This window comes from Jeotgalibaca sp. MA1X17-3, from assembly GCF_021513155.1.
Taxonomy (GTDB): domain Bacteria; phylum Bacillota; class Bacilli; order Lactobacillales; family Aerococcaceae; genus Jeotgalibaca.
Window position 1 is genome coordinate 1,460,738 of the sequence record NZ_CP090983.1, and the last position, 23,475, is coordinate 1,484,212.

The 23,475-nt window shown below is 35.6% G+C and carries 22 protein-coding genes and 1 pseudogene; all 23 read right to left on the bottom strand.

Translation table 11 applies throughout. The annotated features are described in order from the left end of the window. Nucleotides 1-27: 27 nt before the first annotated feature. On the bottom strand, nucleotides 28-717 hold the full coding sequence (locus LZ578_RS07265; protein ID WP_235144525.1) for a DnaD domain protein: 690 nt from the start codon (nucleotides 715-717) through the stop codon (nucleotides 28-30). A gap of 98 nt (nucleotides 718-815) precedes the next feature. Beyond that, entirely contained in the window at nucleotides 816-2,099 is a 1,284-nt protein-coding gene (asnS, locus tag LZ578_RS07270) for an asparagine--tRNA ligase (RefSeq protein WP_396326737.1), read from the bottom strand. Nucleotides 2,100-2,132: 33 nt separating this feature from the next. Further along, complete coding sequence (locus LZ578_RS07275; protein ID WP_235144527.1) at nucleotides 2,133-3,329, bottom strand: pyridoxal phosphate-dependent aminotransferase; 1,197 nt, start codon at nucleotides 3,327-3,329, stop codon at nucleotides 2,133-2,135. Between the two features lie 15 nt (nucleotides 3,330-3,344). Further along, on the bottom strand, nucleotides 3,345-3,824 hold the full coding sequence (locus tag LZ578_RS07280; RefSeq protein ID WP_235144528.1) for a DUF5590 domain-containing protein: 480 nt from the start codon (nucleotides 3,822-3,824) through the stop codon (nucleotides 3,345-3,347). Nucleotides 3,825-3,911: 87 nt separating this feature from the next. Continuing rightward, a complete protein-coding gene (locus LZ578_RS07285) occupies nucleotides 3,912-6,695 on the bottom strand; it encodes a helicase C-terminal domain-containing protein (RefSeq protein ID WP_235144529.1) in 2,784 nt (927 codons plus the stop codon). A gap of 142 nt (nucleotides 6,696-6,837) precedes the next feature. Next, complete coding sequence (locus LZ578_RS07290; protein ID WP_235144530.1) at nucleotides 6,838-7,320, bottom strand: hypothetical protein; 483 nt, start codon at nucleotides 7,318-7,320, stop codon at nucleotides 6,838-6,840. A gap of 97 nt (nucleotides 7,321-7,417) precedes the next feature. Continuing rightward, nucleotides 7,418-8,992, bottom strand: a complete 1,575-nt coding sequence (locus LZ578_RS07295) for a CCA tRNA nucleotidyltransferase (RefSeq protein WP_235144531.1) — start codon at nucleotides 8,990-8,992, stop codon at nucleotides 7,418-7,420. A gap of 37 nt (nucleotides 8,993-9,029) precedes the next feature. Next, the gene (locus LZ578_RS07300) at nucleotides 9,030-9,500 is read right to left on the bottom strand and encodes a YpiB family protein (protein ID WP_235144532.1); all 471 of its coding nucleotides are present in this window, start codon (nucleotides 9,498-9,500) and stop codon (nucleotides 9,030-9,032) included. A 102-nt stretch (nucleotides 9,501-9,602) separates the two neighbouring features. Continuing rightward, nucleotides 9,603-10,880, bottom strand: a complete 1,278-nt coding sequence (locus LZ578_RS07305; RefSeq protein ID WP_235144533.1) for a tetratricopeptide repeat protein — start codon at nucleotides 10,878-10,880, stop codon at nucleotides 9,603-9,605. A gap of 166 nt (nucleotides 10,881-11,046) precedes the next feature. Then, nucleotides 11,047-11,325 (bottom strand): HU family DNA-binding protein, encoded by a 279-nt coding sequence (locus tag LZ578_RS07310; RefSeq protein ID WP_235144534.1) that lies wholly within the window; start codon nucleotides 11,323-11,325, stop codon nucleotides 11,047-11,049. 196 nt (nucleotides 11,326-11,521) lie between these two features. Beyond that, a complete protein-coding gene (der, locus tag LZ578_RS07315; protein WP_235144535.1) occupies nucleotides 11,522-12,835 on the bottom strand; it encodes a ribosome biogenesis GTPase Der in 1,314 nt (437 codons plus the stop codon). Nucleotides 12,836-12,935: 100 nt separating this feature from the next. Beyond that, nucleotides 12,936-14,135 carry a 30S ribosomal protein S1 gene (gene rpsA / locus LZ578_RS07320; protein ID WP_235146421.1) on the bottom strand — a complete coding sequence of 400 codons (1,200 nt, stop codon included), beginning with the start codon at nucleotides 14,133-14,135 and terminating at the stop codon, nucleotides 12,936-12,938. A 421-nt stretch (nucleotides 14,136-14,556) separates the two neighbouring features. Beyond that, entirely contained in the window at nucleotides 14,557-15,234 is a 678-nt protein-coding gene (gene cmk / locus LZ578_RS07325) for a (d)CMP kinase (protein ID WP_235144536.1), read from the bottom strand. Nucleotides 15,235-15,293: 59 nt separating this feature from the next. Next, nucleotides 15,294-15,959, bottom strand: a complete 666-nt coding sequence (locus LZ578_RS07330; protein WP_235144537.1) for a LysM peptidoglycan-binding domain-containing protein — start codon at nucleotides 15,957-15,959, stop codon at nucleotides 15,294-15,296. Nucleotides 15,960-16,146: 187 nt separating this feature from the next. Further along, complete coding sequence (locus LZ578_RS07335) at nucleotides 16,147-16,707, bottom strand: hypothetical protein (RefSeq protein ID WP_235144538.1); 561 nt, start codon at nucleotides 16,705-16,707, stop codon at nucleotides 16,147-16,149. Then, nucleotides 16,704-17,243 carry a hypothetical protein gene (locus tag LZ578_RS07340; protein ID WP_235144539.1) on the bottom strand — a complete coding sequence of 180 codons (540 nt, stop codon included), beginning with the start codon at nucleotides 17,241-17,243 and terminating at the stop codon, nucleotides 16,704-16,706. Before LZ578_RS07340 ends, LZ578_RS07335 begins: the two co-directional genes overlap by 4 nt. Nucleotide 17,244: 1 nt before the next feature. Then, a complete protein-coding gene (gene pilM, locus LZ578_RS07345; RefSeq protein ID WP_235144540.1) occupies nucleotides 17,245-18,249 on the bottom strand; it encodes a type IV pilus biogenesis protein PilM in 1,005 nt (334 codons plus the stop codon). Nucleotides 18,250-18,287: 38 nt separating this feature from the next. Beyond that, nucleotides 18,288-18,758, bottom strand: coding sequence for an A24 family peptidase (locus LZ578_RS07350; RefSeq protein WP_235144541.1), 471 nt, complete (start codon nucleotides 18,756-18,758; stop codon nucleotides 18,288-18,290). A 17-nt stretch (nucleotides 18,759-18,775) separates the two neighbouring features. Next, nucleotides 18,776-19,042: pseudogene (locus LZ578_RS12710) on the bottom strand (prepilin peptidase); the annotation flags it as partial. A 48-nt stretch (nucleotides 19,043-19,090) separates the two neighbouring features. Beyond that, nucleotides 19,091-19,429, bottom strand: coding sequence for a type II secretion system protein (locus LZ578_RS07355; protein ID WP_235144542.1), 339 nt, complete (start codon nucleotides 19,427-19,429; stop codon nucleotides 19,091-19,093). Between the two features lie 147 nt (nucleotides 19,430-19,576). After that, nucleotides 19,577-20,779, bottom strand: coding sequence for a type II secretion system F family protein (locus LZ578_RS07360; RefSeq protein ID WP_235144543.1), 1,203 nt, complete (start codon nucleotides 20,777-20,779; stop codon nucleotides 19,577-19,579). Nucleotides 20,780-20,813: 34 nt separating this feature from the next. Beyond that, the gene (locus tag LZ578_RS07365; RefSeq protein ID WP_235144544.1) at nucleotides 20,814-21,830 is read right to left on the bottom strand and encodes a type IV pilus twitching motility protein PilT; all 1,017 of its coding nucleotides are present in this window, start codon (nucleotides 21,828-21,830) and stop codon (nucleotides 20,814-20,816) included. 18 nt (nucleotides 21,831-21,848) lie between these two features. Continuing rightward, nucleotides 21,849-23,474, bottom strand: a complete 1,626-nt coding sequence (locus tag LZ578_RS07370; protein ID WP_235144545.1) for a GspE/PulE family protein — start codon at nucleotides 23,472-23,474, stop codon at nucleotides 21,849-21,851. Nucleotide 23,475: the final 1 nt, after the last annotated feature.

Consider the following 23,475-nt stretch of genomic DNA (forward strand, 5'->3'; position numbering starts at 1 on the left):
AAATCAGCACTGGCTTTTTGTATAAACTTATTCAGAATCAGGTTCTAGCCAGTTAAATAGAGGAACATGTTCCGTATTTGAACTCGAGGGGATTCCTGCTTGATAATCGGAGAACTTTTTACTCTCTTGTTTAATCTCGTTTGGAGTACGTATATTTTTCTTTTCCCAAGATAATAGAATTCGATCGATATATCTCAAGTTATATTTTTGATTTAATACGGCTTCTCTCAAAGCTTCTAAGATAATTTCTTTTTTATAATGATCTTTATCTAACCAATCACTGATTGTTTGAATTTCAATAGGCGTTAATAATCTTCCAAACTCTTGTTGAAAGATACTTAATAAATCTATCTCATTTTCGGTACTCTTTACATGCTCCTGTTCTTTTGATAGGAGCATACTTAACTTTTTATATAAAGGTTCTAAAGAATATTGATCGGAAACCTTACCAGTTTCATCTTTTTCAGTTTGAATTCGAATAATACTTTTTTGAATAAGACTATGTAAAACTGAAAAAAGCTCTGCATCTTCTTTCCCCATACGTTTTGCGATGGTATTAATATTCGGAAATAAAATGTTTCGATCTAAATAACTTTGCAGCTGAATGACAAAAATCAGTTCGGTTTCATTTAATCCAACTGAAGTATAGTTAGCCAGTAAAACATTATGAACAACCGTTTGACCTTCTTTTAGCCACATTTCCCACACTTTTTCCACGTTAACCTCGCCTCTCTTTCATATAAAACAGAAGATGGAATGGTTGCAAAAATTTGCTACCACTCCATTCTTTTTTAATTCCTTTTTGTTACGATTTTTTATGGATAAATACGATTCAAAAGACGTGGGAATGGGATAGATTCACGAATATGTTCCGTTCCTGAAATCCAAGTTACCATTCTTTCCAATCCTAAACCAAATCCAGAGTGAGGAACAGAGCCATACTTACGTAAGTCTAAGTACCAACTATATTCTTCTGAATCTAAACCAAACTTAACAATTTGATCTTTCAATTTTTCATAGTCAACTTCACGTTCACTACCACCGATAATTTCACCGTATCCTTCTGGAGCAATCATATCTGCACAAAGAACAACATCTTCACGATCAGGATGTTCTTTCATGTAGAAAGGTTTGATACTCTTTGGATAGTTTAAAATGAAAATTGGTTTGTCTGATTGATTGGCAATAAAGGTTTCATGAGGAGATCCAAAGTCATCTCCCCATTTAATATCTTCGAAGCCATTCTTTTGTAGCAACTCAACCGCTTCATCGTAACTAATTCGGTCATAAGGTAACTGTGTATATTTTTTTAATAATTCTTTGTCTCTTTCTAAAGTGTCTAGATACAAATCACAATTCTTTAAAACAGAGGTAATTAAATAACTTACATATTTTTCTTGTATTTCTAGACTTTCATCTTGGTGCATAAATGCCATTTCAGGTTCCATCATCCAAAATTCAATTAAATGACGGCGTGTTTTAGATTTTTCTGCACGGAAAGTAGGACCAAAAGAAAAGACTTTTCCAAAAGCCATTGCAGCTGCTTCCATGTATAGTTGTCCACTTTGTGATAGATAAGCTTCTTGATCAAAATATTCTGTATGGAATAATTCAGTAGTTCCTTCAGGAGCACTTCCCGTTAAAATGGGTGGATCAACTTTAAGGAATCCTTCCTCATTGAAAAACTCATACGTCGCGCGAATAATTTCATTTCTAATTTTCATAATAGCGTGCTGTTTACTAGAACGAAGCCATAAATGACGATGATCCATCAAGAATTCAGTTCCGTGCTCTTTCGGTGTAATCGGATAGTCATGACTTTCACCAACTACGGTTATATTTTGAACCAATAGTTCAAAACCCAATTTAGAACGGGTATCTTCTTGTACAATTCCTTGAACGATAACCGATGTTTCTTGTGTAAGAGATTTTGCTACATCAAATATCTCTTCTCCTACATCATTTTTTACTACGATTCCTTGGAAAAAGTGATCTCCGTCTCGTAGTTGTAGGAAGGCAATCTTTCCAGAGCTACGTTTGTTCGTAATCCATGCTCCAATTTCTACTTCTTTTCCTACATATTCTTTTGCATTTTTCATTGTTATTCGATTCAACTTTATTACCCCTTCACGTCAATTTCTATTTGATTTCAACTGAATAAATTGCTTTATTCGTTTGATTGCTTCTGTTAGGTTTTCTTTATTTAATGTGTAACTAATACGAACATAATCAGGAAAGCCAAAGCCATCTCCACCAACAACCGCTACATGTCCTTCTTCTAAAAGTCCAAGAGCAAAATCAGAGACAGTTGAATAACCGGTCATGGTCGCTGCTTCCTTTGCATTTACAAATATATAAAAGGCTCCCTGGGGCTTTGTAGCCTGAAAACCAGGAATCGATTCAATAAGCGGAAAGAAATAATCTAACCGTTTCTCAAATTCCTCTCTCATTTCATTTACAAAATTTTGATTTCCTGTTAGAGCTGCTAAAGCTGCATATTGACTAACAGATGCAGGATTAGAAGTAGAATGACTCGCTAGTTGAATCATTTTGCCAATCACTTCTTGATTTCCCATTGCATATCCAATTCTCCAACCAGTCATAGCATAACTTTTAGAGACACCATTGATAATAATCGACTGATTTTTAATTTCTTCTGAAAGAGAAGCAATGGAAACCGCTTCTTGTTGATGGTAGCAAAGACGGTAATATATTTCATCTGAAATAATCAAAATATTATGTTCTACTGCCCAATTGCCTATTTCTCTTAATTCCTCTTCCGTATAAACCGCACCCGTTGGATTATTAGGAGAATTCAAAATAATCGCAACCGTTTTATTAGTACGATGTTTTTCCAACATCTCTAACGATATTTTGAAATTATTTTCGGGTACACCGTCAATTAAGATATTTTTCCCACCTGCTAATTTTACTTGTTCAGTGTAACTAACCCAGTAGGGAGATGGAATGATTACTTCATCTTCAGGATTTAATATCACTTGAAATAAAGTATAAAGCGCATTTTTAGCTCCGTCAGAAACCATCACTTGATTTAATTCGTACTGAACTCCATCTGTTTCTTGATGATAATCAATGATTGCTTGCCGCAACGGTAAAATTCCAGCACTCGGTGTATAATGATTCACTTTATTTTCTTGAATTGCTTGGATGGCAGCATCACGAATATTTTTGGGAGTTTCAAAGTCCGGCTCTCCTACTGTCAGACTAATAATATCCGCACCTTTTGCTTTCATTGCTTTTACTTTTGTGGAAGTTGCTAATGTTGGAGATTCTGCCACTAAAGACATTCGTTTGGAAATTCGTACCATTTTATTCACCTCGTTTTAAATGTTTTCATACTCACGAATGGTTTCACCCGTATAAACAGATATTAAAAAATAGCCAATCGAGCCATCTTCATTTTTATAAGCTATTTCCCAAAAAGGATCCTCTGTTTCAATACCAATACGTGCTTCCAGGATTTTAAATGGTTCTTTTTCCGCTTGCAAGATTGATTTCGCTTCTTCTTCGGTAACTATTGCATCAGCATCTAAAAGAAGCGTATCTCCTCCATCTTGCTTGATGACGACATAAAAATGATCTAGATTTTCGGTAAATCCTTCCACTGTAAAATAGGTTTCTTCGGATCCATTATACCAATAGAAATCTTTTACATCCTCAATACCTGCTAGTTCTTGCGCAATTATTTTTGCTTCTTTTTCAGCTTGTACGAGTGGTTGTTGAGAGCGGAAAAAGATAGTATAGGAGCTGACAATTAATAAGAAAAGCAAAAAGATAGAAGCAATTGTAAATTTTCTTTTCATTGAAATACCCTCTCCCTTTTATATTCCACTCTTATTCATTTATTATTCTATCATACTCAAATTAATCGTAAATGGGAATGACTCTTTTTATTTTTCAAAATACTTTTTTGCCTCTTCAGGTATCTCTGGCAAGGGCAATTCTTTTACTTGGACATGAGTAGGAAGCATTTTTTGAACTTGTCGTGCATAGGAACTATGCACGAGTCGACTATCTAAACAAATAACAATCCCTTTTTCTTTTTCGCTTCGAGCGACTCTTCCGATTCCTTGAATAAAACGAGTCATCATCAGAGGAAGATATTCTTGTTGAAAAGCGCTTCTCCCTGTGTTCTCATAATATTTCTTCATTGCAAGGTTGGTTGGAGTTCCTGGAGAAAGAAACGGTAGTCTAGTTACGACAAGCAACTCTACTGGATGATTTGGGAAGTCAATCCCCTCCCAATAGCTTCCTGTGCCAAATAACACTGCCTGCTCGGCTTCTAAAAAGCGTTTATGAACTCTTCTTCTACTTCCAGAGAAACCTTGTGCAAGCATCTCTGTTCCTGTATTTTCGAAATGTCTTTTTTCTTTTAAATACAGATACACTTTTTCCAAAACCTCATGCGAATTGAAAAGAATGAGAGATTTTTTGTTTGTTTCTTCCGTTAAATCACAAATAAAATCTGATACAAGTCGAATCCATTCTTGTTGATTGATTTGTGGAACTGGAGCGAGATTACTTGGGACCATAATAACCAACTCAGCTTGATCTTTCACAATTTGTGATTGGAAGACTAAAGAAGGTAGATGAGAAACCCCAATTTTTCTAGAAAAATAATCGACATCTGACTCCAATAAGAGTGTCGCACTTATATACAGAACCTTTTGGAAGTTTTCTCGAAATTGTTGTTGGAGCTTTTCTCCTGGATTAAAACTTGCTTTGACAAGTTCACAAGCAAACGTACTGTTTTCTATTTGGTACTGTAAATAGTAATAGTCACTCTCCGCTACTTCTTTCAACTGTCTTAAGGTTTCACTTAATTTTTGTAAAGACTGAAGATACAGACGCATGCGATTATGAAAGGAAGGACCTTCAGAACCTTGCTCTAAATCGGTATAGCGAGAACCTGCCATTTCTACTTCCTTCATGGAGCGTGCAATTCTATTGAGGGTTCTTTCAATTTTAAGACTAATAAATTGTTCAGAATCGATGTATACCTTATTTTCTTTTTGTTTACTCTTATTGTTTTGTTCCTGTACATGAATTATTTCCGTATAAAATAATTGCTCTAATTCTGTTAGTTCGTTATGAAATTGTTCCAATGCAAACTCCAGATTAATTAATTCATATTGTGGAAATGATTGCATAGCATTTTTTTCCAAGTATTCTCGATACGATCGCGTATCCTCAGAAATTTTCAATGATTTCCTATTTAAAGAACTCAATGAGAATATTATTTTTTCTTTTTCTTGAAAGACGGTTGGCAATCGATGAGCCTCATCTATAATTAAAATGGGGTTCTCCTTGGAACCAAAGTCATTAAAGTCTTCAATATGATGGGATAGATATGCGTGATTCGTTACTAAAATACTAGCTTGCTTAGCTTTTAACTGACTATACACGTAAAAGTCTTCCTCTTTCCACTTCTTACTTGTACGGACTTCTTCTTGATGATAACGGATTTTTTCGAGTAGTCCTCCAACTTGGTGGCTGGGGCTAAGTTCAGATAGGTCCCCCGTGTCCGTTTCGGTTAACCATACATATATACTCATCACAACTAAAGCCTCTGTATCAGAAAGGAATTCAAAATCTAGTGTAGAAAATTTTTCTAAATTCAATAAATGATTCTTACTTACTAAAGAAGTCATTTGGAAAGGAAAAGGTAATCCACTTTTTATTTTTTCTAAACTTTGCATTAAAAGCTGCTCTTGTAAAAGAAGTGTAGAAGTAGATATAATTACTTTTTTATCCGGATTAGCTAAGAGGATTGCTGGTAATGAATAGGCCAGTGTTTTTCCAATTCCTGTCGGAGCTTCTATCGCTAAGTCGTACTGATCTTCGTTTAAAAGAAAATCCATTACCCCTGCCATCATTTCCATTTGATTCTTTCTTTTTGTATATCCTAACTTTCGAAAGAATGACTCATCTCGTGATAATTCTTCAAATACGTTTTCTTTTGATCGGTAATTCGTCTGTTCAAAAGAAATATTCTTTGTACGAAGAGCCACCCCATTTGTAATCGTAATCGCAGCTGGTTTCGGCTCTCGTTTTTCTCTTGCTCTATCTAGGCACATTTCCAAAAAATCCTGATTATTCTTTTGTGTATGTTTTGATAACAAGCAAAGTTTTTCCAAAGTAACAATAGGTAAATGGACTGCTCGTTTTTTTAAAAACAGAAATAATTCAGCTGTTGCGTGAGCATCCCCAGCTGCATCGTGAACTCCAGGATGACTTAAAGAAAATAATTGCGATAGATCTGAAAGACGATAGCTCTCTAACGAAGGGTAAAGAATTTTTGCAAGTTCAACTGTATCCATCCCTTTTAATTCCAATTCGGGCATCCCTGCATCTTGAAAAGCTTGATTTAAAAAGCGATAATCAAATGCAATATTATGTGCAACAAAAATACAGTTTTGGATAAGATTGTAAACATAAGGTGCGATATCTTCAAAATAAGGAGCTGATTGAACATCTCTATTAGTAATCCCTGTCAAATTTTCGATTAAAGGTGGAATAGAGTGACCGGGATTTACGGTAATATCATATTCTTGCATCACCTGATCATCTTGTAAGAACGTAATTCCTATTTGAATAATCCGATGCCCTTTCCTGTAGCTTGATCCAGTGGTTTCTAAATCAATAACCGCATAAATGTTTTGCTGATCCTTCATATTTCGTAAAACCCCAATTCTCTCCCTAATTCATACTCTTCTATTTTACTAAAAATAAAGGAATATTTATACCTTTTCAACAAAAAGAAAAACCCGTCCAAGTAGACGGGTCACAAAAAATATTAAAAAATCAGTTATATGATTAGTTAAAAGTAATGTCTGTATAGATATCTTCAACTGTTTTATCTGGGTCAATCACAATATAAAGACTATTGTCAGTTGAAATATGGGAAGTCTGATATTTATTATCATTTCCATCTGTATCTAATGCAAGATATGGGAAGTAAATTGTATCACTTTGTACAATTACGTCAGATTTAGGGTGATCTTCATCTGTGTACATGATATCCATCATTTCGATATCTTGATATTTTCCAACACGACTGAACATACCCGCTTCAATTCCACCTAAGTTGATATCATTTGAGTTAACATGATCTGCTTCTGGACGGATTTCGATACGTAGAGATTCGCATGGATGAATTTCTTGGAAATTACTGTCGCCAATTCTTCCATAACTAGTTGTAACTTGTTTAATCCACAAGTCTCCAACATTTTCACGCTTTATAGTCCATGTTTCACCATTTCTAAATGTAAATTTAAGAGCTGCCATTACTTTTTTCATTTAATTCTCCTACCTTTCATTATTGTGAATATTTTACCATAATTCCAATTATAATCAAAGCTAATTAACAAATTTCACTTGTCTTAGAAATCATTACCTACAGTAATTTATCCATAAACTTTTCTCGGTTTACAACAGAACGAGTGTGTTCCCCAATCGCAATTAATTGATCATTTTCTTTTGCAACAAGAGAAAACGAGTATTTATTTCGGTGAAGTTCCTTAGTTTTTATTTCAATTTTAATTTTTGCGCCTACTGCAGAGGGCGCACGATGTTCCAAACTAATAAAAGTTCCTACAGAAGTCTCTTCTGGTAAGACTAATTTCTTCAACATTTCTTTGCAACTATTTTCCATAAATGCAATCAAAGCGGGTGACGCCAATACATCCAACTCACCTGATCCTAAAAAAGCTGCCGTATGTTCTTTTTTTACGACATACTCATCGATTTGAATTTCATCCATATAAATAGATTTCCTTCTCATAATGTATGCTTTTATTTCTGCTTGATTATTTTTTAGTTTACCAGCTAGAATGTTGGTTTTAACATCTTCCAAAATAACACCTAAATGAGGGCCACCTTTACGCGTTTCAAGAATTTCCATGACATCTTTCCCATTTGTCTCTATATCACGAGTTGTATAAATGGGCATGGTTTTATGTAGGGAAAGGAGTTGATTGACATCGGCTACCATTCCAAAACCATTTACCATTTCTTCCACTTCTAGAGCAATTTCAATGCCCGTATCAAATAAGATATGGTGATCCCAACTTTTTTTCAATCGATGATGGAGTGCAAGATAAGCCTTCTTGATATCTCGTATCTCTTTATTTGAAAGTTTCCAATCTTTTAGAAAGGATTCTACCTTTTCTTCACGAATATCTAAAAAATAAAGAAGAATGGTCCAAGCAATCAACTGTGACTGAAATTGGACTGGAAATAGAGCTAAATCAATCAGGCTTTCTTCTCGATTTTGAAGTCCTGGACATACTTGAAACAATCTTGTCTCAACAAAAAACTTAATTCCACCTTTTCTATTTCGTCCAACTAATAATTTTGCCCATTCATCTCGAATTCGTTCCACGGCTATTTTAGACAATAAAGGATGATAATCTTTTACGGCTTGTTTGGTTTCCTCTTCAACATCAAAGCCAAGTTGACTAATAAAGCGAGCGGCGCGCATCATCCGCAACGCATCTTCACGAAATCGCTCCATTGGATTACCTACTGCACGAATCAATTTCTTTTCGATATCTTCTTGTCCATCAAATGGATCTTCTAACATTCCATCTCGATTAAGAGCAATCGCATTGATTGTAAAATCTCGCCTCTTTAAGTCTTCATCCAACCTTCGAACATAGTGAACACTTTCAGGTCGTCGGAATTTTTCGTATTTTGATTCTGTACGAAATGTCGTAATCTCATACGTCATTTTCTCATGTAATACCATCACTGTACCGTGTTTAATCCCTACATCGAACGTTATCGGGAAAATACGCTGTATTTCATCCGGAACGGCACTACTTGCAATATCTACATCTGATATCGGCAAGTGAAGCAAGGTATCCCTCACTCCACCTCCTACAAAATAAGCTTCATAGCCTGCTTGTTCAATTTTATCGATTAACGGGATTGCTTTTTTGAATTCGGGTATGTTCTGAATATTAATCATCTTTATTCCAATCCATTATCAATGGCTCCTTGATAATTCATATCATTTTTTTATCATCTATTTCTTTTAGTTCTTCTGTGTAGGCTTTAAACTTCGCTTCATCTTTATCAACGAGGGCTGAATCAATTAATTGGAGTAAATGCTGTTTTCTCTCTCTTAGAGCCAATCTATTTAATGATTCATCAACGCGTTCTTCAAGCTCAGGGTCAAAAGAGATTTCATCCTTTTCAAAGGGGTTATCCTCTAATACACCAAATGCTGACAAAGATTGATAACTTTTTTGAAAGAATAGTTCTAAATAAAAGTCTTCTTTCCAATTTAGTCTTAAATCATGAAAGGCTTGTTCTGGATCATCAAAAAGTTTTCCGTCCTTGTAGTAAACAAAAGCTTCCTTGGGACTTTCTAAGGATGCCAATCCCATTCCCCTATTCGTACTTTCAATATTTTCTACAAAGTGAATATTTTTCAATAATACTTCATGATTCAACAAGTAGTTTAGAATCCACAAAGATTCTCTTCTTTTTAATTGATAGTTTTGGATAAACCAAGTAATAAACTTCTTTTTTCTTCCAATGATGGTCGCAACATGTTCCCGCCCCTTCCGCTTTGATTAGAAATCTTCACTCAACATTCTTTCATTTCGTTCAAAAAGAAGCTCATTTTCTGGATCAATTGCTAAAGCAAGTTCAAGTACTTGTTGAAGTTTTTTTATATTTCCTTCTTCTTGCAAAAAGTTCATGTAATCTTCTAAAAAGTTCAGGTCATCGAAGAGAACTTGATAAGCCTTTTGATAGTAATCAGCTGACTTTTCAAATTCTTCTAAACCATTATATGCTTTTGCTAGTTGCCAATCTTGTTCAGGAAACGCGAGGATAACAGGACTCGTTAAGAATTCAATTACTTCTTCATACTCTTCTTGTTCCAATAATAGATCACCTTTTAATAAAACTGCTTCTGTCAATTCTGGTTCTAATCCTATCGCTTTATTTATTTGTTCTTTTGCTTTTGGTTCATCTTTTAATTTCAAAAATAATTTTGCAGCTTCTAAATAATATTCTGCTTGATACGGATTAACTTCAATCCCCTTATTGATTGCTACTAATGCTTTGTCTAAAAGGTTCTGCTCTTGATACGCATTAGATAGATACAAGTAGGCACTCATATAATGAGGATCTTTTTCTAATAAATCTTCTATGATTTGACTAGCACGATTGAATTCTTTTAATTGTAGATAGGCGAATCCTAATTGAAAAAGACTATCTGATGTATGTTCTTCATCCGAAACTACTTCTAGACAGTCAACCGCTTCTTCGAAATTCCCAATGGCATTGTAGCCGTCTGCTAATAAAATTTGTAAGTTTTCCGCCCATAAATCTTGCGTGTCTGCTTCGATCAAATTTTTAAATATGATGATTGCTTTTTTATATTCGCCACTCGCTTGATATAATTTCCCTAATGCATATTGTATAACAGGCTCATCTGGAAGAAGCTTACTTGCTTCCAATAATTTATGCTCGCTTACTTCATAGAGCCCCATCGTTTGATAGGCATCTGCTAGCATCAATAGAGCATGTGGATATAGTTCACTTGTTTCATCAAATTCTAAAAGAGTATCCAAAGCATTTTCAAGTTCATTTTGATCAATGTAGATTTCTGCTATAAATAAGTTCCACTCTTCTAATTCTGGAGACATTTTTTGTAGAAGTAGATACGCTGTTTTAGCTTCCTCTAAAAACCCTGCTTGATGTAACGCTTCTGCAAACTCAGATAGCTCTTCTAATTCATGGTTAATCCTTGATATTTCTAGTGATTGTTTAAAAAGAGAAGTTGCTTCCTCTTGATTATTTTCACGTACGGCATGAAACATTTCAATTGCTTCTTGATTCACTCCAGTTCCCACCTATTCTATTTGACCTTCTTTATCCATTTTATCATAAACTTTAACAGGTGTAAGCAATTGTACCTCATATTGCCTGTTTTATAGTTTTTAATGGTAAATTAATCGTTTGAAGCAAAAGAAAAAACCGAGACCATTGTCCCGGTTTTTTACCTATTTATTTTTTAACTGCATCTTTCAATGCTTTACCTGGTTTGAAAGCAGGTACTTTGCTTGCTGCGATTTGGATTTCTTCCCCTGTTTGAGGGTTACGTCCTTTACGAGCAGCGCGGTCTCTTACTTCAAAGTTACCAAATCCGATAACTTGAACTTTCTCGCCTTCTTGCAAAGCTTCTTGAATAACTTCGAATAATGCATCTACAGTAGCTGTAACTTCCTTTTTGGTAAGGTCTGTTTTTCCAGCAACTCTTTCAATCAATTCAGCTTTATTTGCCATATTGTCTATTCACCTCCTGCCAAAAAAGAAGTATCCTTATTTTTTTGATTAGCATCAAAATCAGGACAAACTACTTTTGAGTGGTCCAAAAATAGTGCAATGAAATACCAGTGGTAACCACCGGTCTTCCTTATAAAGGATATCATACAAATCGTATCACTGCAACGATTATAAGCCGTTTTATAAAATCTAAAGATTATTTTTTCTTTCGAGCAATAATTCTAAATGGAGTCCCCTCAAATTCGAAAGCTTTTCGAATTTGATTTTCAATAAAGCGTTGATAAGAGAAATGAAGCATTTCAGGTTCGTTTACAAACAACACAAATGTAGGCGGTTTGACGGCTACTTGAGTCATATAATAAATCTTCAAACGACGTCCTTTATCTGTAGGAGTCGGATTTCTCGAGATCGCATCCATTAAAACATCATTCAAAAGAGAAGAAGAAATTCGTTTATTTTGAGATAGACTAATTTCCTTAATCTTTTCTGGTATATTCGACAATCTTTGTTTCGTTATTGCCGATACATATAAAATAGGTGCATAGGAAAGATATTGGAATTCATCCCGAATCTTTTCTTCAAAATTCTTCATTGTATGGTTATCTTTTTCTAATTTATCCCACTTATTAACCAGAATAAGAATCCCTTTACCAGCGTCATGAGCATAACCGGCAACTTTTTTATCTTGCTCTTGGATTCCTTCTTCAGCATTCAAAACGACACAAACAATATCAGAACGATCAATCGCTCGTAATGCCCGCATCACACTATATTTTTCTGTAGCTTCACTTACTTTTCCTTTTTTACGAATACCAGCTGTATCAATCATCTGGAATTCAGCACCATCTGGATCTTCAAAAAGTGTATCAATAGCATCTCGGGTAGTCCCAGCTATATCAGAAACAATAACTCGTTCTTCACCTAAAATGGAATTGACTAGGGAAGATTTCCCTACATTAGGACGACCAATCAAACAAAACTTAATCGTAGTATCTTCTTCCTCTTCTTGTTCTACCACTGGAAATTCGGAAACAATCGCATCTAATAGATCTCCTAATCCTAATCCGTGGCTTCCCGAGATTGGATATGGATTTCCTAACCCTAAGCTATAAAAATCGAAAACATCGGTTCGCATTTCTGGGTTATCCGTTTTGTTGACTGCCAATAAAACGGGTTTTCCTGATTGATATAAAATACGAGCAACGTTCTCATCGCCTTCTGTGACTCCTTCACGAACACTAGTAATCAAAAGAATAACATCTGCTTCTTCCATTGCTACTTGAGCTTGGAGTTTGATTTGACTCATAAATGGCTCATCTGCGATATCAATACCACCTGTATCAATGATATCGAAGGTTCTTCCCAACCATTCACCTCTTGCATAGATTCTATCTCTCGTCACGCCGGGAATATCATCTACGATGGAAATCCGTTCACCTGCAAGTCGATTGAATATTGTTGATTTACCGACATTAGGTCTTCCTACAATTGCAATTACAGGATTCGGCATTTTCATCACTCCCTAAATTTCTCTTCATTATTTTTTATATTATTCTTTACACCTTAAAAAAGGACATGGCATTTATCCATGTCCCCTCATGAATGACTATTTATTCGTTATCTTCGCCTTCATTTTCAACTTTAAATCCACTTAATTTATCTCCCAAAACGTCACCAAATGTAAAGGATGAATCACTGTCATCTTCTTGACTTTGGTAATTTTGTTGTTCTCTGCGAGATGAAGCTTGTGGAGCTTGATTTTTCTGTTCTTGAAGAGCTTTCACACTCAAGGACAATCTGTGATCTTCTGGACGTACATCCAAAACTTTCACTTCAATTTCTTGACCTTCTTCTAATACTTCTTGCGGAGTTGCAATATGTTGATGTGAGATTTGTGAAATATGAACTAACCCTTCAACTCCAGGGAATACTTCAACAAATGCTCCAAAGCTTGTCAATCTTTTAACGGTTCCTGTTAATACGCTATCTATTGGAGCTTTTTCTTCAATTGACTCCCAAGGTCCTGGCAATGTTTCTTTAATACTTAAGGATACACGTCCTCTTTCTTTATCAACGGAAAGAATTTTTACATTTACTTTATCGTTAATTGTCAAAACATCACCGGGGTTGTTTACGTGTTCGTGTGCAATTTGGGAAATATGAACCAAACCATCCACTCCACCTAAATCAACAAAAGCACCAAAATTAGTTAGTCTAGCAATCGTTCCTTCTACAACATCGCCTTCATGCAATGCATCCATACGTTCTTCACTCATAGCTTCTTTCTCCTTTTCAACTACTGCCTTATGAGAAAGAATTAAACGGTTCTCACTTGGTTCCAGTTCAATTATTTTGAATTTCATGATCTTGCCTTTATATCCAGAAAAATCTTCCACAAAGTGATCTTCAACCATTGACGCTGGTACAAAACCTCGCACACCTACATCAACAACTAAACCACCCTTTACAACATCTTTAACAGGTGCTTCGATATACTCACCTTTTTCGGACTTTTCTTGAATTTCTTTCCATACTTTCTTCGCGTCAACTCGACGTTTAGAAAGCAAGTAGCTGCCATTTTCCTTGTCCTTGATTTGCTTAATTACAACAAGTTCAATATGGTCCCCTACATTCATTACTTCGTTGATATCATCAAACGGTTTTGCAGAAAGCTCGTTGTAAGGAATAACACCCTCTAATCCACTACCAGTGATCCCCACAATTGCTTGGTTGTCTTCAATAGTCAACACTTCACCTTGGACGGTATCTCCTACTTCTAATGGTGGATAAGCATTGAGCATTTCATCCATTGTAGGTTCACTGCTTTCTGAATCAGGTGTGCGTTTTGGCACCAAATCATTCTCGATATCTTCTGGTTCAAATTCTGCTACTTCTTGCAATGCTGAATCAGCTTCTTCCTGATTTGAAACCGTCACAGGTGTGGAAGTCATTTCAGTATCTTGTGAAGTAACGTCTAAATCTTCTTCATTAGACTGTTGATTTTCTTTGTTGTCTGCCATTTACCTTTTCCTCCTATAGTCTTACATACTCATGGTTGCTCCCGTTTTTGATTGTATAGAACCATTTTAGACGAGGAGCATTTGGAAACGTATAACCATATAAGCCTATTTTAACATCTTCTTTAAATACCGTCCAGTATTGTTGATTTATTAGTGATTTTATCACAAAATATAATAAAAAGATATATACATCTTTTCAAGTATTCAAACTCTAAATTTTATCTACTAAAGAAAGCATTTCGTTGATTACTTCCTCTATATTCATATGCGTTGTATTTAATTCAATCGCATCCTCTGCCTTTTTAAGAGGAGAAGCGGTTCGATGAGTATCATAATGATCTCTTGCTTTCATATCCTCTGTTAACTGCTCTAGCGAGACCTCTACTCCATTCGCTGTTAGCTCTTGGTATCTTCTAGAAGCTCTTTCTTCAGCAGAAGCAACCAAAAAGACCTTTAAATCGGCATGTGGCAATACTACCGTACCGATATCTCTTCCATCCATTACAATGCCACCAGCTTCAGCTATTTCCTGTTGTCTACGAACCATTTCTTTGCGAACCGCCACATGAGAAGAAACTTCACTAACATGATTGGTCACATCCATACTTCTGATCTGTTGAGTTACATCCTCATCATTCAGACTAACTTTTTGAACTCCATTTTCCATTTTAAAAGCAATCGTACACGTAGCTAACAGAGACACTAGTGCTTTTTCGTTATCAAAAGGCGTCTGATTATTTAATGCCGCAAAGGTAAGGGAACGGTACATAGCTCCGGTGTCTAAATATATTAAATGTAGTGCTTCTGCAATTTTTTTTGCAATCGTGCTCTTCCCTGCTGATGCAGGTCCGTCGATTGCGATACTGATTTTTTCAATGTATGCCTCCAACTATTCTTTAAAAAATAATTGGCCCGTAAGGAACACGGACCAAATTTTTAAAGCTTTTTTTATTTAACTTTCAAAACCTCGCCAATTACAGCAACATCGTTTGATAAGCCGTTAATCGATTTCAACGTTTCTAAATCCATTCCATGGTTTAAAGCAATCCGATACAGATTATCTCCAGCTTGTACGGTGTAGGTATTCGTATACTCCCCTTCAGGCTCTGTAGGCTCTGTTTCTGGAGGAGTCTCTGGAACATTCGGCTCAACCGGTGGAATCACCTCTGGTTCCGTTGATTCTGGAGGAGTCTCCACTTCTGCAGGTTCTTTCTTACTTTCTTTTTCTACTGACTCATCACTGGATTCACGTTCTTCAGAACTTGAAACGGCTACTTCTTTAGACTCCGTACGACTATCTATCTCTGATTCATCTGAAGAGCTTGTTCCTTTTTTATTGACCATTACTTGTTCTGGAGTTTGCGGAGCAGGTGCTGCTTTCGTTCGATTATTCCAGTAAATCGTTGCAAAAGGGATAATAAGTAGAGCTAGAAATAAGAAAAAGACAACCTTATAGAGAGGTGCTACTTCATCATTTTTTGCTTTTCGAGCTGATCGTGAATATTGCTTGTTTTTTGGATTTTCCTCTTCAACAAATTTACGTGTCCACGGCTCTTTGTTTTTTGATGGTTCTTTACGATTTGTTTGCTTTTGATTATTTTTTTTCTTACTCATCCCAGCATTTCCCCCTATAAATTCATCGTTCTTATTGTAGCATATTTTCGAAATGAATAAAGGGGTTTCTTATAAAGAGACCTACTTTTTTATTTAAAAATGAAATTACATTTCCCATAAAAATAAAAAACGTTGTAAAGTACTAGTAAACAGTACTTTACAACGCTTTTCTGATTGTTTTTATTCGTTATTCTTTTTCAGCTGTTGTATTTTCCACATGGTAAAATAATTCAAAAGTAAATGAACCTTGGTAATTATTTTCTCCATTTTTTTGGAAACTAAATGCATACACATTCCAAATACGTTCAAAATCTAGTAAATTATCTAATAAATTCTGCATATCGGCTATCTTTTCACTCGTTATATCTACTTGATAAACACTTTTCATATACGAATTTCCAATATCTTCTAGCAGTTGTGGTTCACCGGTTCGTGTAATTTGGTTTAAGGTGATATTTTCTTTTTTGGCAGCTTTTTCTAACGCGACCATTTCTTGATTCACCTTTTCTCCTTCCGGTAAATAATCCCACGTTTCTTCATAGTTTTCCTCATACTCTTGAAGAATATTTCCTTCAGGAGGATAGGTCGCCATTAACGTTTTTTGTTGATCCACTAAACTTGTTGATTGCTCAGCTTGTTCTTTTACGGTCGTGAGAATATACTGATCTCCATAAAAAAGCACAGCAACCAGCACAAGAAACATTACTAATAAGAGAGAAAGCGAAAGGCGATTCCATTTTAATTTCATGGTACCAACTCCTCTCTTAAAATTGTTTCATCTAGCTCTAACCGCATTTCAACTAGAGAGCCTGTTTGAGTGGTCTGATTTTCTATTCGAATCAAGTGCGTATTCGTAACATAGTTCAAATCATTAAAAAGGTCGATCGTATTTGATAATTCATCGATCGATAACTCTTCTAATACAAGCGTTACTTGGTTTAATTCATTTACGTTTACGATAGAAATATTTTTATCTTGATTCGGAACGATTGCGACTAACTCTTTCACTAGCAGATCCATGGGATATTGTCTTTCTTCAAATACCGTTTTATCTCCGGTTAAGAGTTTTGTTAAAGTATCATATGTTTCGATTTGTTGAGAAATCGTTAATGGCTCCGCTGCTTCTTGAAGCCAAACACTATTCTCCTCATCTGTTTTGATATAACTCGTATAGGAAACAAAAAAATAACCTCCAACAGCAACAAGAAGAAGCATAAAAACTCCACTAATCAGATACGGAAGAAAATTTGTTTGTTTTTTCTCGAAAAAATTTATTTCAAACATTTTAATTTTCCACCTTTTTCTTTTTTCTTTGTTTTATTTTGGGGGGATTACTATTTTTCTCTGTTTTTATAGATAACCCATATAACGGAAGAAAAGCAGATTTGATAGGTTCATGAACCGACAAAATATTGATAGGAATATAAAAACGTTTCGATAATCGATCCTGAATCTCTTTTAAATTAGTAAAATTTCCAATTAAAAAGATATCCGTTACGCTACCTTCTTTATTCATGACAGAATAACGATAGAACTCCAAGAAACGTTCTAAAGAATCAAGCATTACATTTGTACTATCTTCAAACGCTTCTTCACTTCCCTTCCACTCCCACGTTCCCTCTTCGGTTAGCTCCCACGAATCAGTTAAGTAATCTGGTTTGGATTGACGAACAAATTTCGGGATTCCTTTGTTAAAAACGGTAATCAAATTACTACTACGGTTCATCTGTAATACCAATATATGTCTAGAATCATCTACTACTACTTTTTCTTGTTCCCGAATTGCTCGGTAGATCGATAGAGAAGAAATATCTGCGACAATCGGATTCAACCCTACTGTTTCCAATAATAATTTATATTGATGAATGACTTCTTTTGGATAAAGGATTAATAAAATGGTTTGCTCGGCTTCTTGTTTTTCTAGAACTTCAAAGTGAAAACTTGTTTGTTTAAAAGGAGAACGAATCAACTGATTCATATGCAAATCAATGTACTCTTTTATTTCTGCCTCATTTAGTTGAGAAGGAACTTGTTCTTCTCGAATCAGAATAAAATCATCCGGTAAGAGGATAGAGGTCTTCGCATTCTTCCATTTCTTCTCCGTTACAAGTGCTTTTAATCGATTCTCAACCAGGGAAGGATTAATCAGTTTCCCTTCATGAATAATCTCCGTATCAAACAGGATTTCTTCTGTTTCAAGAATCGATTTTGATTGTGAATCTACCGCAATATAACGGATTTGTCTTTCTAACAACTCAATATATAAAAGGGGTTTTTTTGAAAAAAACATGTTTCACCTCCAAGACCGTATTGTAAATCAGTTGAATATTAGCTAAGGAATGACCAGTACCAGTGAAGGATCGATTCTCCAAAATAAAATACCGTTAGAGCGGCTAATCCGATGTATGGACCAAAAGGGATGGCTGCTTTTCTATTAACTTTCTTTCTCATCATTAAGAACCCACCACCTATTGTTCCGTAAAGAGTGGATATGAAAAAGAGCAGAAGAAATGGATAAACTCCAAAAATAAATCCTAATAAGGTAAAATACTTCAAGTCCCCCGCTCCCATTCCCCCTTTAGATAAAAGAATAATCAAAAAGAGTAAGCCAAATGCTACTACTGCTCCTAACAGAGAATTCCAAAAAGGGAAAGAGGATTTACCATTCGAAACACCACGAAAAATGGCAAAAAGAATAATAGGATACGGTTGGGAATTCGTCGATAAACCAAATCGGATACAGTTAAAGGAATAATCAGACTGATGAGTAATAATCCTAAAATTAATTCTTGGCTCCATCCATATTTATAAAAAGTATACCCAGCCAATAAGCCTGTTGCTACTTCGATAATGGGATAAAGCGGCGAAATAGTTTCTTTACATTGGCGACATTTCCCTCTTTGCCGTAAAAAAGACCAAATCGGAATTAATTCACTCCAAGTCAAAGTCCGTTGACACGTATCACAATAGGATCGTGATTGAGAAAAAAATGACTTTGTAGGTACTCTCAACCCAACCACATTAAAAAACGAACCAAAAACAACTCCGTAAATGAAAAAAATAAAGGTTGTGATTATATGCATAACATTCTCCTATATAGTAAGAAAGACCCCTTTAAGGAGTCTTTCTGGTTAGTTATTAGGTGCTTCTAAGCCTTCCATTACGTCAAATTTATTAATAGTTGTAGTATCTGTTTTTACTTTAGATTCTAAATAACCACCAGCAGTAAGCTCATCTACTGTTACTTGTCCATCTTCATCTTCAGGATTTTGAATAAAATACATTTGTGCTGCATCTATAATCAAGGCTTCTTGAGCTTTATCTGTATCATCTCCAGCTTTCTTAACGATTCCTCCGATTGATGGAATTGCAATAGCAATAATAAGCCCTAAAATTACAATTACTCCTAGCAATTCAATTAAAGTAAAGCCCTCTTCTTTTTTTAACAATTGTTTAATTTTATTTCTCATTTCTTTTTACCTACCTTTTTCTATTATTTTATAGCAGAAGTTAATCTTTTTTTAAAATAAAATTTTCAACAAAAGTTTAACTTAATAATTATCATAAACTAAAATCTTAAATAATACAATACTTTTTATAAATTTATTTTAAGTTAATTAAAAGCTTTCAAACATACTAAACATTGGAATAACAATAGACAAAACAATCAAACCTACCACTACGGAAAGAAAGATAATGAGGAGTGGTTCTATTAGTGCTTGAAACTTTTCTGACGCTTCTTGTACTTCTTGATCATAAAATTCCGATACTTTTTTTAGCATATCATCTAAAGACCCACTCGTTTCACCTACTTGAATCATTTGGATGATCAGTGCGGGGAAAAACCAATGATTTTCCATCGGTTTGGCTAATGATTCTCCTTGTTCCACTTCTTTTTTAGCTTCTAACAAGACTTTTTCGACTACCCGATTGCCTACCACCTGACTGGTTACCTCAATTGCTTGTAAAATAGGAACCGAGCTATTAATCAGAGAACTTAGGGTTTGGGTCATTCGGGCCAATAGTGCCTTTTGGATAAAAGTACCGATAACTGGTATTTTTAATTGTAGATAGTCAAAATAATAGGCAACCTTTTCTTCTTTACTTAGGCGGATCAGAAGAAGTACTACTAGCGCAATGCTAAGAAAGAATAACCACCAGTAGGTTTGAAACCAGGTACTTAAACTCATTACGAATTGAGTAATCGCAGGTAACTCTTGATCCATAGAAGCAAACAAGTCACTAAAGATGGGAACAATAAAAATTAATAGAAACGTCATAATTAATAAGGCCAGTCCCCCTACCACAAGTGGATAGGTCATCGCAGTAGATACCTTCTGCTTGATTCGATATTGTTTTTCATAGTAGGTAGCCATCTGATCTAACACTTCTTCTAATTGGCCACTAATCTCAGCGGAGTGAATCATATGAAATAACAGTTCTGGAAATACCTTTGGATACTTTTTCATCGCATCGGACAATGCGGTTCCTTCTTTTATTTCTGAGGCAACTTCTTCTAAGGTTTCTTTGAGTAACAAGTTACTCGTTTGCTCGGAAAGCAAGTCAAGTGCATCCACAAGTAGAATCCCGGCATTAATCAAGGAGGAAAATTGTCTAAGGAAGATAATCAGATCTTTCATTTTAAGCGAAGATCGTAGGTTAATCTCTTTATTTAACAGCGAATTTAAGGGTTCTACCTGGTAGACAATCAAGTCCATCATCCTCAATTGGCTCAGTGCTTCTTTTTTATTGACACTATCGATTTTCCCTTTCATCGTCTTTCCTTCTTTTGTCTTAGCTTTATAAGCAAAAACAGCCATGCTCGCTCCCCCTCCTTTCCTTTTTCTATTATGATTACATATGAATCATCGAACGACTAATCTTTTTTTCGTTTACGAGTTGATTTAAACTCATTTCCATTGTGTGCATTCCTTGTTGAACCGAAGTCTGCAAGACATTTGGAATTTGATACATTTTTTCAGAACGAATTAAATTTTTAATCGCACTATTATTAATTAACATTTCCGTTGCCGCTATACGTCCCGTTCCTTTTGCCGTTGGAAGCAATCGTTGTGATAAGATTCCCACCAAAACATTTGCCAGCATCATTCGAATTTGATCCCTTTGTTGCGCTGGGAAAACATCAATCATTCGTTCGATACTTCCAGCCGCATCCGATGTATGCAACGTACCTAATACCAAATGTCCAGTCTCAGAAGCAGTAATTGCTGTGGAGATGGTTTCTAAATCCCTCAACTCTCCTACAAAAATAACGTCAGGATCTTGTCTCAAACTCGCTCGTAACCCATTTTGAAAAGATAACGTATCAAATCCAACTTCTCTTTGTTCGACAATCGACTTCTTATGCGAGTGAAGGTATTCAATCGGATCTTCTAGAGTAATGATGTGGCGCGTCATATGTTGGTTCATATAGTCAATCAAGGAGGCAAGTGTGGTGCTTTTCCCACTGCCGGTTGGTCCCGTTACTAAAAACAGTCCATGCGGCTTTTCTACTAGTTGCCTGGTAATAGCCGGAATTCCCAAGCTTTCTAAAGTAGGGATTTCTTTGGAAATAATTCGAAAAGCAATCGAGAGCGAATCTCTTTGATAAAACGCATTTACTCTAAAACGAGCGACCCCATGAATCCCATAAGAAAAATCAAGTTCACGTTTTTGTTGTAGTACGTTCCACATTTCGTTCGTAATAATTTGTTCAACAAACGATTTGGTCTCTCCATAAGACAGAGCCGATTGCTTTTGGGAGACCAGTCTTCCATTTATTCGAAAAGTAGGAGGGGTTCCTACTACTAAATGAACATCAGAAGCTCCCTTTTCATATGCCTCTCGTAATATATCGTCCAAGATTTCCATTTTTTTTGCCTCTATTCCTTATTCCTCTATGGACGAAACTCGTAGTACTTCTTCAAGAGTTGTCTTTCCTGCTTTTACTTTCATTAAACCATCATCAATTAAGAACCGGGTTCCTTTTTTCTTTAAGTCGTTTTTGAGTTCTTGTAAGGGAGTATGATTCATCAATAACTGCTTCATATCTTCTGTCATTACGATCAGCTCATGGATCGCCATTCGTCCCCGGTAGCCCGTTTGACGACACATATCACAGCCTTTTCCAACAGTAACTTCTTCAATAGTCTGGTTTCGTTTTTCAAAAATTTCTTGCTCAACTAAGGTAGCTTTTCGTGTATACGCACAATCTTTACATACCATTTTCACTAAACGCTGCGCAACGACCCCACTTAATGCAGAAACAATTAGATAAGACTCAATATCCATATCCAGTAAACGAGGAATGGCTTCAATCGCACTGTTCGTATGTAAGGTACTGAATACTAAGTGACCGGTTAGAGCAGCACGAACGCTGTTTTCCGCTGTCTCCTTGTCACGGATTTCCCCCACCATAATAATATTAGGGTCTTGCCTTAAAATAGAACGCAGACCTGTCGCGAAAGTCAATCCTATTTGAGGATTCACTTGTACTTGGTTGATTCCTTCTAATTGGTATTCAACGGGATCTTCAATCGTTATAATATTACTTTCCGCTTGATTTAATTCATTAATCGATCCATATAGTGTGGATGTTTTACCAGAACCAGTTGGGCCGGTTAATAAAATCAGTCCAGATGGTTGTTTAATCAACTTTCGATACTCTTCTAAAATATCTTCTTCCAAGCCAATATCATCTACTTTTTTAAATACATTGGACATATCTAAAATACGAATAACAATTTTCTCACCGTAGACGGTTGGCATGGTTGATACTCGTAAGTTGACTCTTTTACCTAGAATATTTGTATTGATTCGGCCATCTTGGGGCAATCGGGTCTCTGTAACATTGAGTCCTGCCATGATTTTAATACGAGCGACTAATGAATTCGTCAGTTGCTTCGGCAATGGTCGCTCGCTTCGTAGTAATCCATCAATCCGGTAACGAACAGAAACATGGTACTCCATTTGATCCAAGTGAATATCAGAAGCATGTAAGGAAACACCTGTTTCTAGTAGTTGGTTGAAAATTCTTACGGCTGGAGCATCTTCACCTTCGACATATTCAAAGGTCACATCCTCTGAATCATACAATCGGTTAATCGTCTGTAATAAGTCATCCCTGGTTGCAATAACAGGACGAATAATGAATCCCGTAGAAAACTCCAGTTCTTCTATCGCATAAAAATCTAAGGGGTCGTTCATCGCAACAACTAATCGAGTATTTTCTTTTTTGATAGGAAGCAATAATTTCGACCGTGCAAAATCTTTCGATACGAGAGAAGTTAAAGAAACATCAATTGGATATTGATAGAGAGAAACACTTTCTAACTTTAGCTGGATTTCCAACACATCTAGCAATTGCTTGTCGGTAATGTATCCTTGTTCAACCAATGCTTCCCCTAATTTTTGTTCTTCTTTTTTATTATCGATTGCTTCATTAATTTGATTTTCAGAAATCAAACCCACTTCTTTAAGCATGTCCCCTAATTTTTTCTTTTCAAAATCTGCCATA

What these genes read in the sequence shown, in the direction of transcription:
- LZ578_RS07370 (WP_235144545.1), bottom strand. Translation starts at nt 23,474, where the DNA reads ATGGCAGATTTTGAAAAGAAAAAATTAGGGGACATGCTTAAAGAAGTG.
- LZ578_RS07340 (WP_235144539.1), bottom strand. Translation starts at nt 17,243, where the DNA reads ATGTTTGAAATAAATTTTTTCGAGAAAAAACAAACAAATTTTCTTCCG.
- LZ578_RS07295 (WP_235144531.1), bottom strand. Translation starts at nt 8,992, where the DNA reads ATGATTAATATTCAGAACATACCCGAATTCAAAAAAGCAATCCCGTTA.
- LZ578_RS07280 (WP_235144528.1), bottom strand. Translation starts at nt 3,824, where the DNA reads ATGAAAAGAAAATTTACAATTGCTTCTATCTTTTTGCTTTTCTTATTA.
- LZ578_RS07330 (WP_235144537.1), bottom strand. Translation starts at nt 15,959, where the DNA reads ATGAGTAAGAAAAAAAATAATCAAAAGCAAACAAATCGTAAAGAACCA.
- rpsA (WP_235146421.1), bottom strand. Translation starts at nt 14,135, where the DNA reads ATGGATGAAATGCTCAATGCTTATCCACCATTAGAAGTAGGAGATACC.
- LZ578_RS07355 (WP_235144542.1), bottom strand. Translation starts at nt 19,429, where the DNA reads ATGAGAAATAAAATTAAACAATTGTTAAAAAAAGAAGAGGGCTTTACT.
- LZ578_RS07285 (WP_235144529.1), bottom strand. Translation starts at nt 6,695, where the DNA reads ATGAAGGATCAGCAAAACATTTATGCGGTTATTGATTTAGAAACCACT.
- der (WP_235144535.1), bottom strand. Translation starts at nt 12,835, where the DNA reads ATGCCGAATCCTGTAATTGCAATTGTAGGAAGACCTAATGTCGGTAAA.
- LZ578_RS07350 (WP_235144541.1), bottom strand. Translation starts at nt 18,758, where the DNA reads ATGGAGCCAAGAATTAATTTTAGGATTATTACTCATCAGTCTGATTAT.
- pilM (WP_235144540.1), bottom strand. Translation starts at nt 18,249, where the DNA reads ATGTTTTTTTCAAAAAAACCCCTTTTATATATTGAGTTGTTAGAAAGA.
- LZ578_RS07275 (WP_235144527.1), bottom strand. Translation starts at nt 3,329, where the DNA reads ATGGTACGAATTTCCAAACGAATGTCTTTAGTGGCAGAATCTCCAACA.
- LZ578_RS07360 (WP_235144543.1), bottom strand. Translation starts at nt 20,779, where the DNA reads ATGGCTGTTTTTGCTTATAAAGCTAAGACAAAAGAAGGAAAGACGATG.
- LZ578_RS07335 (WP_235144538.1), bottom strand. Translation starts at nt 16,707, where the DNA reads ATGAAATTAAAATGGAATCGCCTTTCGCTTTCTCTCTTATTAGTAATG.
- LZ578_RS07365 (WP_235144544.1), bottom strand. Translation starts at nt 21,830, where the DNA reads ATGGAAATCTTGGACGATATATTACGAGAGGCATATGAAAAGGGAGCT.
- asnS (WP_396326737.1), bottom strand. Translation starts at nt 2,099, where the DNA reads ATGAAAAATGCAAAAGAATATGTAGGAAAAGAAGTAGAAATTGGAGCA.
- LZ578_RS07310 (WP_235144534.1), bottom strand. Translation starts at nt 11,325, where the DNA reads ATGGCAAATAAAGCTGAATTGATTGAAAGAGTTGCTGGAAAAACAGAC.
- LZ578_RS07290 (WP_235144530.1), bottom strand. Translation starts at nt 7,320, where the DNA reads ATGAAAAAAGTAATGGCAGCTCTTAAATTTACATTTAGAAATGGTGAA.